At 63.9% G+C, this 12,992-nt stretch carries 8 protein-coding genes; 6 read left to right on the forward strand and 2 right to left on the reverse strand.

Annotation, left to right across the window (positions count from 1 at the left end):
* Positions 1–203 precede the first annotated feature (203 nt).
* Genes SR858_RS03250 through SR858_RS03260 form a run of 3 tightly spaced genes read left to right on the forward strand, consistent with a single transcriptional unit; the run spans position 204 to position 4,678 of the window.
* Entirely contained in the window at positions 204–1,994 is a 1,791-nt protein-coding gene (locus SR858_RS03250) for a type I secretion system permease/ATPase (protein WP_019924797.1), read from the forward strand.
* Positions 1,991–3,352, forward strand: a complete 1,362-nt coding sequence (locus SR858_RS03255; RefSeq protein WP_019924798.1) for an HlyD family type I secretion periplasmic adaptor subunit — start codon at positions 1,991–1,993, stop codon at positions 3,350–3,352. The genes SR858_RS03250 and SR858_RS03255 overlap by 4 nt, the downstream gene beginning before the upstream one ends.
* Positions 3,353–4,678, forward strand: coding sequence for a TolC family outer membrane protein (locus SR858_RS03260; RefSeq protein WP_154820153.1), 1,326 nt, complete (start codon positions 3,353–3,355; stop codon positions 4,676–4,678).
* 30 nt (positions 4,679–4,708) lie between these two features.
* Here the strand turns inward: SR858_RS03260 and SR858_RS03265 are convergent, their stop codons facing one another.
* Positions 4,709–5,668 (reverse strand): VirK/YbjX family protein, encoded by a 960-nt coding sequence (locus SR858_RS03265; protein ID WP_322534385.1) that lies wholly within the window; start codon positions 5,666–5,668, stop codon positions 4,709–4,711.
* A 272-nt stretch (positions 5,669–5,940) separates the two neighbouring features.
* Between SR858_RS03265 and SR858_RS03270 the strand changes: the two genes are divergently transcribed.
* A complete protein-coding gene (locus tag SR858_RS03270) occupies positions 5,941–7,557 on the forward strand; it encodes an ATP-binding protein (RefSeq protein ID WP_322534386.1) in 1,617 nt (538 codons plus the stop codon).
* Positions 7,544–8,188, forward strand: a complete 645-nt coding sequence (locus SR858_RS03275; RefSeq protein WP_019924802.1) for a response regulator transcription factor — start codon at positions 7,544–7,546, stop codon at positions 8,186–8,188. Before SR858_RS03270 ends, SR858_RS03275 begins: the two co-directional genes overlap by 14 nt.
* A 126-nt stretch (positions 8,189–8,314) precedes the next feature.
* Here SR858_RS03275 and SR858_RS03280 read toward each other — a convergent pair whose 3' ends face one another.
* Positions 8,315–9,211, reverse strand: a complete 897-nt coding sequence (locus SR858_RS03280) for a sulfurtransferase (protein ID WP_026637832.1) — start codon at positions 9,209–9,211, stop codon at positions 8,315–8,317.
* Positions 9,212–9,352: 141 nt separating this feature from the next.
* Between SR858_RS03280 and dnaE the strand changes: the two genes are divergently transcribed.
* Entirely contained in the window at positions 9,353–12,913 is a 3,561-nt protein-coding gene (gene dnaE / locus SR858_RS03285) for a DNA polymerase III subunit alpha (protein WP_019924804.1), read from the forward strand.
* Positions 12,914–12,992 lie beyond the last annotated feature (79 nt).

Consider the following 12,992-nt stretch of genomic DNA (forward strand, 5'->3'; position numbering starts at 1 on the left):
CCTTGCTCTGAAGGTGACGTCAGGCGCTCTTTTAGCGTACCCAAGCACATTTGTGTGCCAATTTCCAACAGATGCTCCAAGTAAATTGAGGCTGGGCGTGTGTATGGCGGCCCGTGTGGGAAATTGTGAATTTTCAGGGAATTTTGTGAGCGATAATGGCCCCGCCGACCCAGTGGAGTTGATTCGTCACAACTTATTCGATAATGAAAAACAAATTCTCTCCGCCCAGTAACGAAATCACCGACGTCCTCTCCACGCTCAAACGCGCCTTTTTCACGGTGGGCGCATTCAGCGCCATCACCAACCTGCTGATGCTGGCGCCGTCGCTTTACATGTTGCAAGTCTATGATCGCGTGCTGACCAGCCGCAACGAGACCACCTTGCTGATGCTGACGGTGATGATCCTGGGCGCCTACCTGATGATCAGCGTGCTTGAACTGGTGCGCAGCTTCATCCTGGTGCGCGTCGGCGCCCGCTTCGACATGGAACTCAACAAGCGGGTGTACACCGCCGCCTTCGAGCAGAATTTGCGGCGCACAGGCGGCAACGCGGGCCAGGCCTTGAGCGATCTGACCAATATCCGCCAGTTCCTCACCGGCAGCGCGCTGTTCGCGTTTTTCGACGCGCCGTGGTTCCCGATCTACCTGGTCGTGATTTTCATTTTCGAGCCGGGCCTGGGCGTGTTCGCGCTGTGCGGCACGGCGATCCTGGTGGCGCTGGCCTTCCTCAACGAGCGCGTGTCGAAAAAGCCGCTGGCCGAAGCCAATACCCTGTCGATCGCCTCGGCCTCGCTGGCGACCAACAACCTGCGCAATGCCGAAGTGATCGAGTCGATGGGCATGCTGCCCAACCTGATGGGCCGCTGGTTCAAGCTGCACGGCAAATTCCTGCACCTGCAGGGCGAGGCCAGCGAAAAGGCCGGGCTGGTGGCGGCCGCCACCAAGTTCGTGCAGATCGCGTTGCAATCGCTGGTGCTTGGCTATGGCGCGTTGCTGGTGCTGGAAAACAAGATCACGCCGGGCATGATGATTGCCGCCTCGATCCTGCTGGGCCGCGCGCTGGCGCCGGTGCAGCAGGTGATCGCGGTATGGAAAACCTATGCCGGCGCCCGCAGCTCGTATGGCCGGCTGCTCGAACTGCTCGACGGTAATCCGGCGCGCAAGGCGGGCATGCCGCTGCCCAAGCCCACCGGCACGCTGACGGTGGAAGGCGTGAGCGCGGTGGCGCCCGGCGGCCAGGTGACCCTGCTGCGCGGTGTGTCGTTTGGCCTGATGCCTGGTGACGTGGTTGGCGTGATCGGCCCCAGCGGCTCGGGCAAGACCACGCTGGCGCGCCTGCTGGTGGGTGTGTGGCCAGCCGCGCTGGGCAAGGTGCGCCTCGATGGCGCCGACATCTATCAATGGAACAAGGCCGAGCTGGGTCCGCACCTCGGTTACCTGCCGCAGGATATCGAACTGTTTGCCGGCACGGTGGGCGAGAACATCGCCCGCTTCGGCGAGGTCGCGGCCGACAAGGTGGTGCTGGCGGCGCAGCGTGCCGGCGTGCACGACATGATCCTGCGCCTGCCGCAAGGCTACGACACGCCGCTCGGTGATGGCGGCGCCGGCCTGTCCGGCGGCCAGAAGCAGCGCCTGGGGCTGGCGCGCGCCATGTATGGCGACCCGGCCGTGCTGGTGCTCGATGAGCCGAACTCCAACCTCGACGACGCCGGCGAGCATGCCTTGCTGGCGGCCGTGAACGACTTGCGCGCACGCGGCAAGACCATCGTGCTGATCACCCACCGCACCAGCGCCATCGGCATCACCAACAAGTTGCTGCTGTTGCGCGACGGCGCGGTCGAGCTGTTCGGCCCGACCAAGCAGGTGCTGCAGGCGCTGCAAGAGAAAAACCAGAAACAGATGCAGGCGCATGCGCAGGCCCAGCAGCCAGCCGCCCCGGCGCAGCCGCAACCTCCCGTACCAGCCGCGCCGGCGCCCGCCCAGGAGCAACCATGAAATTATTGAATTCGGATTCGAAGGCGCTGGCCTCCGACGTGGTCAGCCACGATGTGTCGCCCTTGACCGTGCACACGGACGCCAGCGGTTACGGCAAGCTGGGCTGGCTGGTAGTGTTGCTGGGCGTGGGCGGCTTCTTCCTGTGGGCCACGCTGGCGCCGCTGGAAAAGGGCGTGCCGATGCCGGGCACGGTGGCCAAGGAGGGTAATCGCAAGACCATCCAGCACCAGAACGGCGGCATCGTCAACGAGATCCTGGTGCAGGACGGCGATATCGTCAAGGCCGGCCAATTGCTGGTCCGCATGAGCGACATCGCACCCAAGTCGCAGGTGGAAGTGGCGCGCGTGCAGTACCTGGCCGCGCGCGCGGCCGAGGCGCGCCTGGTGGCCGAGCGCGACGGCAAGGCCATCGCGTTCCCGGCGTCGCTGCAAGCGTACAAGGCGGACCCGCGCACGGCCGAAGTATTCGAAGTCCAGCAGCAGCTGAAAAGCGCACGCGAGTCGGCGCTCAAGAACGAGCTGGCGGCGGTCGATGAAAACATCGCCGGCCTGCGCGCCCAGACCCGGGGCCTGGAAGAGTCGCGCGAATCCAAGGTGCAGCAGCTGGCGTTCCTCAAGGAGCAGGTCGAGAACATGCGCGACCTGGCCAAGGAGGGTTATATCGCCCGTTCGCGCCTGCTGGAAGTGGAGCGCACCTACGCCCAGGTCAACGGCGCCATCTCGGAAGACATCGGCAACATCAGCCGGGGCCAGCGCCAGGTGCTGGAGTTGTCGCTGCGCCGCGTGCAGCGCACCCAGGAATACCAGAAGGAGGTGCGCTCGGCGCTGTACGACGCCCAGAAAGAAGCGGACGCGCTGGCGGGCCGCATGCTCTCGCTCGACTACGACCTGGCCAACGCCGACATCCGCGCGCCGGTGGGCGGCATCGTGGTGGGCCTGAACGTGTTTACGCGGGGCGGCGTGGTGGCCCCCGGCGCGCGCCTGCTCGACATCGTGCCGGCCGACGACGGCCTGGTGGTGGAAGGGCTGCTGCCGGTCAACCTGATCGACCGCGTGCATACCAGGCTGCCGGTGGAGCTGATTTTCTCGGCCTTCAACTCGAACCGCACGCCGCACATCGACGGCGTGGTGGAACACGTGGCAGCCGACCGCGCGGTGGACGAGCGCACCGGCGCGGCCACCTACAAGGTGCGGGTAAAGGTGACGCCGGCCGGCACCCGCATGATCGCCCAGCACCGCATGGACGTGCGGCCCGGCATGCCGGTGGAAATTTTTGTGAAGACCGGCGAGCGCACCATGATGAATTACCTGTTGAAACCGGTGATCGACCGCGCCAAAACCTCGCTGTCGGAGGACTGAGTGAAGCCTGTCGCTCCAACGATTTTCATGTTGACCTTGCTGCACGCGGGCAGCGCCCACGCCATCAGCCTGATGCAGGCATACCAGTCGGCGCTGCACAACGACCCGACCTACCGCGCCGCCACCCACGAATATGCGTCGGGCATCGAAAGCGAAGTGCTGGGCCGCTCGGCCTTGCTGCCCAGCGTGTCGGCCAGCTATTCCAACAGCCGGGTGGAGGCCGACGTGGTGTACATCACCAACGGCATCGAAACGCCGTCGCGCGAACTCGAGTACCGCAGCAAGTCGGCGGTGGTGCAGGTGCGCCAGCCCGTGTTCAGCCTGGAAGCGATCGCGCGCTACCACCAGGGGCTGTGGCAGACCGACTACGCCACGGCGGTGTTTGCGTCGCGCAAGCAGGAGCTGATCCTGCGCCTGGCCGGTTCCTACACCGAGGCGCTGTTCGCCAACACCCAGCTGCGCCTGGCCGAAGTGCAGCGCGACGTGTACCTCGAGCAGCGCGCGGTCAACAACCGCCTGTTCGAAAAAGGCGAGGGCACCAAAACCGACATGCTGGAAACCGAAGCCCGGCTCGACCTGGCCGAAGCGCAGGTGCTCGAAGCGCAGGACAATGTGCAAACCACGCTGGCCGCGCTGTCGGCCATCGTCGGCCAGGAAGTCCACGCGGTCGATGATGTGGCGGCCGACTTCCGCCTGGCACCCGATGCGGCGATCCGCTTCGACGAGTGGCGCGAGATCGCGCTGCGCCAGAATCCCGACATCATCGCCATGCAGTTCGCGGTGGCGTCGTCGCGCGAGGAAATCAACAAGGCCCGCGCCGGCCACACGCCACGGGTGGACCTGGTGGCCAGCTACGCCAAGAACAATTCGGACACGCTCAACACCCTGAACCAGGATTCGAAACAGAAGTCGATCGGCTTCCAGATCAATGTGCCGCTGTATGCAGGCGGCGCGGTGAGCGCGGGCACGCGCCAGGCGGTGGCCGCCACCGAAAAGGCCAAGGCCGACCAGCAGGCGACGACCGACAAGGTCCTGGTGGAATTGCGCAAGCAGCACGCGGTGGTGGTCTCCAGCGTGGCGCGGCTGCGCGCGCTCGACAAGGCAGTGGCGTCGGGCGCCATGCTGGTGACGGCTACCGAACAAAGCATCAAGGGCGGCGTACGCATCAACCTCGACCTGCTCAACGCCCAGCAGCAGCTGTATACCAGCCGGCGCGACCAGGCGCAGGCGCGGTACAGCTATTTGCTGGCAATGCTGAAGTTGCGGGCGGCGGCCGGTGTGCTCGATGCCGACGCCTTGCGCGAGGTGGCGGCGTATTTCCGCTGATGCATCGGATGCACTTAGCGGGGTGAACGGTTACGCCAGCGCGTAACCCTCGTGTTCATGGACGACAGCGGCAGGCGCGCTGCCCTTGCTGCCAGCGATAGGCTGGCGCGAAGCGCGCAGGCTGGCGCTGATGTCGTCGGCCAGGCCCGTCAAGGTTTCGTGGCGCTTGCGCGCTTCCGAGCGCTTGCGCGACGGGATCGCCGCCAGGTCCAATTCTGCCAGTGGCAGGCAGGGCAGGCGGTAGTCGCCGTCGGCGCGCGGGGTGGCGTCCAGTTCCTGCCACAGCGCGTCGTAGTCAGCATGCACCTTGCCCTGGCGTAAAGAGCGGCACACGGTGCGGTTGGCGTTGCCCACCAGACGCAGTTCCACGCAACCGAGCACGATACCGATCTGGCCCAGCAGCTTGATCATCATGTTTTTCGGGCGCAGGCCGTGCAGTTCGCGGGTGGCATCCTTGATCACTTGCAGGCCGTGGTCGCCGCGCGGGCCTTGCATGCAGCCGACGCCGAGCACCATGCCGCGCTCACCCTGGTGGAACGAGAACGCGCAGTTGTAGATCACCTCGTGGCCGTGTACCAGCTGCAGAACCAGTTCGCCTTCGCGTTCCATCGGCTCGACCGCCGCCAGCTGGATATGATAGGGCAGGCCGTTCTTGCTGGTCACGCGCGCCAGCACTACCCGGTCTTTCGACGCCAGCGCCGTCAGCGGGCCCAGGCCCTGGCGCAGGATGAAGCGGTAGTGTTCGCTCAACAGAGTGAGGCGCGCTTGGTAACCCATGGTATTGCTGAAATAGGGGCGGAATACCTTGTAGATCATGCGCGGATGGTCCGCGACCAGGTCGGCAAACAACGGCGCCGAGTTCAGCAAATGCAACCAGCCATCCACCGCTTCGCGGTGCAGCAGCGCGCGCGCGGACAATTTGATGGTCTCGCGCAAGCGGCGCAGCCCGGTCAGGCCTACCGTGCCTGAGTGCAATGTGATCGACATCATGTTTCCTTGTGGTACACGCGGTGTTCATACCGCAAGGAACCGATGGTAGGCCTGCGTCTCGGGGCTGACAATTGGGGCGCCAGCGTAAGGGTCTTCCCGCATGTCGAAGGAGACTGCACGGGGCGGTGTGAAGGGCGGAAACAAGGGTTGCTAAGGGTAACCCTTAGTTGTAAAAAGCGCTGCGCGTTGATGGGTGCCGAGGCATAATGCTACAATACGATACAAATCTTTACACTATGTCCTGGTCGCGGTCCGCGTTTTCCCTTCGCTCTTTGCAGTTTCCAGCCTTTATTGCGCTGTACTTGCTGTTCGACTGGGCCACCTACATCGACCCTTTGTACGGTCTCAACATCACGCCCTGGAATCCCGATCCGTCGCTGGGACTGGTGTTCTGGCTGCGCCATGGCTGGCGCGCGGCGCTGCCGTGGTTTATTGCATTGACGCTCGGCGAAATCCTGGTGCGCGGCATGCCGGCCGGCCTGCTGCTCACGGTGCTGCTGTCGGTGTGGCTGACCGTGGGCTACGGACTGATGGGCGAAGCGCTGCGCCGTACCTTCGGCAGCAACGGCCTGTTCGACAGCCGGGGGCGCCTGTTCCAGTGGGTGGCGATCGTGGCCGTGGGCTCGCTGCTCAACGACCTCGTGTATATCAGCCTGCTGTCCGCCACCGGCCTGATTCCGGCCGGCAACTGGAGCACGGCGGTGCTGCGCTTTGGCATCGGCGACATGGTGGGGGTGGTGGTGTCGATGCCGCTGATCTGGATGCTGGCCAGCGCACCGACCCGTCAGCGCTTGCGTGATACGGTGTGGAACCTGGAAACATTGGGCTACCTGGTGCTGGCGATCGGCGTGCTGACCCTGGTGTTCGGCAGCATCGCGACGTCGGAATTCAAGGATTTCTATTTCCTGTTCCTGCCGGTGGTGTGGGCGGCCTCGCGCCAGGGCCTGTATGGCACGGCACTGATGGTGTTCGTCCTGCAGGCGGGTATCGGTGCGCTGGTCAAGCTCAACCACGCCGGCGATATCGCCGTGCACGAGCTGCAAATGCTCGACGTGGTGCTGGCGCTGGTGGGCTTTTCGATCGGCATCGTGGTCGATGAATTGCGCCAGGTGTCGAGCGACTTGAAGCAGTCGTTGCGGCTGGCGGCGGCCGGCGAAATGGCGGCCGCCCTGGCGCACGAACTGAACCAGCCGCTGACCGCGCTGGGGACTTACGGCAAGGCCTGCGAATTCCTGCTCGAACGGGGCGAGAGCGGCGCCATGCTCAAGAGCGTGGTGCAGCGCATGATCGCCGAGTCGAGCCGGGCTGCCGAAGTGGTGCGGCGCCTGCGCGATTTTTTCCGCACCGGCGCCATGAAGCTCGAGGCGGTCGATGCGCGCCACCTGGTGGCGGGCGTCAGCCAGCAGTTCATGGCGCAGTTGCGCGAGCGCGAAGTGGTGCTCAATATCGAGGCGGTGCCGGCCTTGCAGGTACAGGTGGACCGGCTGCAGGTCGAGCTGGTGCTGCGCAATCTGCTGGCCAATGCACTGGAAGCGGTGCAGGAACAGCCGGCCGGTGCGCGCCGCATCACGGTGTCGGGCTGGCGGGTGGATGCAGCCGGCAAGGGCGGGCGCGGCGCCAGGGGCCGGCAGGCATCGGAGCGGCGTGCCTGCCTGCACTTGATGATCGAGGACAGCGGCAAGGGCGTGTCGCAGGCATTGGCCGCGCGCCTGTTCGAGCCGTTCGTCTCGTCCAAGGCCAGCGGACTGGGACTGGGCCTGGTGCTGAGCCGGGCCATCATGGAGGCCCACGGCGGTGCACTGTGGGCCGAGGTTGGAGACAAGGGAATATTTAAAATGGCGCTGCCGTTGGCACGCGCCGAGGAGCCAGAGCATCATGTCGCTGCATAATCCGGACGCGTTCGAACAAAGCGTCCACAACCTGACCGTCTACATCGTCGATGACGACCCGTCCGTGCGCGACGCACTGGGGTTGTTGTTGGGCGTGCGCGGTTACCGTACCGCCGTGTTTTCCAGCGGCGAAGCATTCCTGCAAACCTGGCAACCCAACTGGCGCGGCTGCCTGCTGCTCGACATCCGCATGTCGGGCATGGACGGGCTGGCCTTGCAGCAGGAACTGGCGCGGCAGGGCTGCCGCATCCCCTTCATCATCATGAGCGGTCACGGCGACGTGGGCACCGCGCGCGCCGCCTTCAAGGCCGATGCTGTCGATTTCCTGGAAAAGCCGTTCGACGACGCCAAGCTGATCGCCGCCATCGACGAAGCGCTGTCGCGCGCGCGCAGCGAACAGCACGAGCAGCAGCGCCGCAGCCGCCACGCCAGCCTGTTGGGCGAACTGACGCCGCGCGAACGCGAAGTGATGGAGCTGGTGGTGTTGGGCCGCCACAACCGCGAAATCGGCCCCGCCCTCGGTATCAGCGTGCGCACGGTGGAAGTCCACAAAGCCCGCCTGATGGCCAAGCTGGGCGTGGACAACGTCGCCGACCTGGTCCGTATCAGCATGCTCGAAAACGAAGCCTGAACTTCGGGGTCAGAAGCCTGAACTTCGGGGTCAGTGCCGACATTTAGACACGAGCCGAACAACCGTATGGTTTAGTTCGTGTCCGAATGTCGGCACTGACCCCGAATTTAGCCTCTGACCCCGAATTTAGCCTTGGTAGCAGGCGGGGCAGGATTTTTCGTAGACGTATTCGGGCGCCAGTTGCTGGCGCGGGGTGACCACGGCGCGGCAGACGAAGCATTGCACGGTTTCGGTCGGTTGCAGTTGCGGGTTGAGCGCGGTGCGGTAGTCGAACACGAAGCAGTCGCCCGTGTAGTGGGCGCCGCCTACTTCCTCGAAGTATTTGAGGATGCCGCCTTCGAGCTGGTACACATTGTCGTAGCCGATATTCTGCATGTGGATCGCGGCCTTTTCGCAGCGGATGCCGCCGGTACAGAAGGTCACCACGGTCTTGCCTTCGAAGTCGTCCTTGTGGGCGGCGATCAGGTCCGGGAACTCGGTGAATTTCTTGATGCGGTAATCGACCGTGTTGTCGAACGTGCCCACGTCCACTTCGAAATCGTTGCGGGTGTCGACCATCACCACCGGCTTGCCCTGGTCGTCGACGCCGTTGTCGAGCCAGCGCTTGAGCGTGTGCGCCTCGACGAACGGCGCGCGGCCTTCTTCCGGCTTGATCAGCGGCATGCGCATGGTGATGATTTCTTTTTTGATCTTGACCAGCATGCGCTTGTGCGACTGCTCGGACGACAAGCTTTCTTTCACTTCCAGGTCGGCAAAGCGGGCATCGCTGCGCACCCACGCCAGAAATTCGTCGATGTTGGCGCGCGGGCCGGACAGGAACATATTGATGCCTTCCGGGGTCAACAGGATGGTGCCCTTGAGGCCCAGGCGCGCGCAGATGTCCTGGTATTGCGGCCGCATCGCTTCGGTATCGTCGAACGTGATGAATTTGTAGGCAGCGATATTGACGTGGGGAGCGGTAGCGGCAGCGGCGACAGGAGCGCCAGCATGCGCTTCAGCTTGTAAAGCAGTATTAGCGGACATGGTGGTAATCGATCGGTTCAGGATCAAAAAAGAGGGAAGGCGACATTATACGCAAAATGCCGGACGACAAGCATGGGCGCCGCCCGGGCCAGGCCGTTGCGCGGTAAAATAGCGGGTTACTGAACCAGCATCGAGCAGCGTATGAACATGGTAGCAAACGAACAAGCGGCAGGAACTGTCATTGCGCCCGACGAGGGTGCGGTAGTGCCTGCCGGACCGGCTTTTGTCCACCTGCGGGTCCACTCCGAGTACTCGATCGTCGATGGCCTGGTGCGCATCGACGACCTGGTCAAGACCGCCGCCAAGGACAAGCAGGTGGCGCTGGCGGTTACCGACCTGTCCAATATGTTCGGCATGGTCAAGTTCTACAAGGCCGCGCGCGGCAAGGGCGTCAAGCCGGTGGTCGGTGTCGACGTGTGGATCACCAATGACGACAACCGCGACAAACCATCGCGTCTGATGCTGCTGGCCAAGAACCGCATGGGCTACCTGCAGCTGTGCGAACTGCTGTCGCAAGCCTGGCTCACCAACCAGTACAAGGGCCGCGCCGAGATCCGCACCGAGTGGCTGGCCAACCTGGTCAACCAGCAATACGCGCTGCTGCCCGGCGATTCGCCGGCCAACGGCCTGATCGCCCTGTCCGGCGCCCACTTCGGCGACGTCGGCATGGCAATCGAAAACGGCAACCCGGAACTGGCCGAGCAAAACGCGCAAAAATGGGCCAAGATTTTCCCCGGCCATTTTTATATCGAAATCCAGCGCGCCGGCCAGGCCAACCAGGAAGCGCAGGTGCGGCACGCGGTGTCGCTGGCCGCCAAGCTGGGACTGCCGGTGGTGGCCACGCACCCGGTGCAGTTCATTTCCAAGGACGAATTCATCGCCCACGAAGCGCGCGTGTGTATTGCCGAGGGCGAAATGCTGGCCAACGGCAAGCGCGTGCGCAGGTTCAACGAGCAGATGCGTTTCCTGACGCAAGCGGAGATGCGCGAGCTGTTCCACGATCTGCCGGCCGCGCTGCACAACTCGGTGGAAATCGCCAAGCGCTGCAACCTCACGCTTACCTTGGGCAAGCCGCAGCTGCCCAACTTCCCCACGCCCGGCATGACCATCGACGAGTTCCTGATCGCCGAAACGAAAAAAGGGCTGGAAGAGCGGCTCGAGCAGCTGTATCCCGACCCGGTGCGGCGCGAAAAAGAGCGGCCTCGGTACGAGGAGCGGCTCGACTTCGAGAACAAGACCATCATCAACATGAAGTTCCCCGGCTACTTCCTGATCGTGGCCGAGTTCATCCAGTGGGGCAAGAACAACGACGTGCCGATCGGTCCCGGCCGCGGTTCTGGCGCCGGTTCGCTGGTCGCCTACGCACTGAAAATCACCGACCTCGATCCGCTCAAGTACAACCTGCTGTTCGAACGTTTCCTCAACCCGGAACGGGTCTCGATGCCCGACTTCGATATCGACTTTTGCCAGGAAAAGCGCGAGCTGGTGATCCAGCACGTGAAGGACCTGTACGGCCGCGACGCGGTCTCGCAGATCGCCACGTTCGGTACCATGGCGGCCAAGGGCGCGATCCGCGACGTGGGCCGCGTGATGGACTTCGGCTACAACTTCTGCGACGGCGTGTCGAAACTGATCCCGTTCAAGCCGGGCAAGCCGGTGTCGATTGCCGAGGCCATCGAAGAAGAACCGATGCTCAAGGAACGCCAGCAGAACGAGGAGGAAGTGGCGCAACTGCTGGACCTGGCGCAGCAGGTCGAGGGCATCACCCGCAACATCGGCATGCACGCCGGTGGCGTGCTGATCGCCCCGGGCAAGCTCACCGACTTCTGCCCGCTGTACACCCAGGGTGGCGACGGCGGCGTGGTGTCGCAGTACGACAAGGACGACGTCGAGGCCGTGGGCCTGGTCAAGTTCGACTTCCTGGGCCTGACCACGCTGACCATTCTGGACCGCGCGGTGCGCTACATCAAGGCGCTCGACCCGGTCGAAAAAGATTTCGACCTGGCCAAGCTGCCGCTGAACGACAGGCCGTCGTACGACCTGCTCACCAAGGCCAAGACGGTCGCGGTATTCCAGCTCGAGTCGCGCGGCATGCAGGGCATGTTGAAGGATGCGCGGCCCGACCGCTTCGAGGACATCATCGCGCTCGTCGCCTTGTACCGCCCGGGGCCGATGGACCTGATCCCGGACTTCTGCAAGCGCAAGCACGGCGAAAAATTCGACTATCCCGATCCGCGCACCGAGTCGATTCTGTCCGAAACCTACGGCATCATGGTGTACCAGGAGCAGGTGATGCAGATGGCCCAGATCGTCGGCGGCTACTCGCTGGGCGGCGCCGACATGCTGCGCCGCGCGATGGGTAAAAAGAAGGCCGAAGAGATGGCCGAGCACCGCGAGATTTTCCGCGCCGGCGCCGCCAAGGACGGCCTGTCGGCGCAGAAGGCCGACGAGATCTTCGACTTGATGGAAAAGTTCGCGGGCTACGGTTTCAATAAATCGCACGCCGCCGCGTACGCGCTGCTGTCGTACCACACTGCATATCTCAAGGCGCACCATCCGGCCGCGTTCATGGCAGCCAATATGTCGCTGGCCATGGAAGATACCGAGAAGGTCAAGATCCTGGTCGAGGACGCGATCGACATCTGCGGCCTCACCATCCTGCCGCCCGATATCAACCAGTCGCAGTACCGCTTCGTGCCGGACGGTCCGCCGCCGTCGGTCACCGGCAAAAAGGTCACGCAAATCCGCTACGGCCTCGGCGCCTGCAAGGGCGCGGGCCAGAACGCCATCGAGGCGATCATCGCCGCGCGCAAGGCCGACGGGCCGTTTGTCAGCCTGTTCGACTTCTGCAAGCGCGTCGATAAAAAACAGATCAACCGCCGCACCATCGAGTCGCTGATCCGCGCCGGCGCTTTTGACTGCCTGAACGTCGATCGCGCGATTTTGCTGGCGTCGGTCAGCTTCGCCATGGAGTACGCCGACCAGCAACTGAAATCGGCCAACCAGGTCAGCCTGTTCGGCGGCGATGACAGCGACCTGGAACCGCCACCGGACTACGTCAAGGCCGAAATCTTCACCGACCGCCAGCGCCTGGCCGAGGAAAAGATGGCGCTGGGCTTTTACCTGTCCGGCCACATGTTCGATTCGTTCGCGCCCGAGGCGCGCCGCTTCTCGCGCACCAAGCTGGCCGACCTGGAACCGTCGCGCGATCCGCGCATCCTGTGCGGCGTGATCACCGGCATCCGTCCGCAGATGACACAGCGCGGTAAACTCTTGATCGTCACCCTGGACGACAAGAGCGCGGTGGTGGAAGTGACTGTGTACGCCGAGGTGTTCGAAGAGTGCAAGCACATGATCAAGGAAGACGAGTTCCTGGCAGTGATTGGCAAGGTCTCCGAAGACCGCTTCTCGGGCGGCCTGCGCATCTCGGCGGAAAAAGTGTTCGATATCGTCAGCGCCCGCGTCAAGCACGGCAAGCAACTGGCGATGGCCCTGCCCACCACGCTCGACGTGCGCAAGATGGCGGAAGTCCTGGCGCCGCACCGCCATGCCGATGGCTTGCCGGTGTCGGCACGCATCATGCCGCAGGGCGTGGCGTGCACGGTGCAACTGGGAGAAGGGTGGCGCGTGGCGCCGTCGGACGACTTGCAGCAAGCGCTGCGCCAGCAATTGGGCGCGCAGGATGTGCTGATCGAGTATTGACCAGGGAGCTCGCAATACGGCAGCGAGCGGCCCGATACCGCCTTGGGGAGCACAGGCGTATGACAGTACGCTGAGCTTC

Source organism: Duganella zoogloeoides (assembly GCF_034479515.1).
GTDB classification, from domain to species: Bacteria; Pseudomonadota; Gammaproteobacteria; order Burkholderiales; family Burkholderiaceae_D; genus Rugamonas; species Rugamonas zoogloeoides.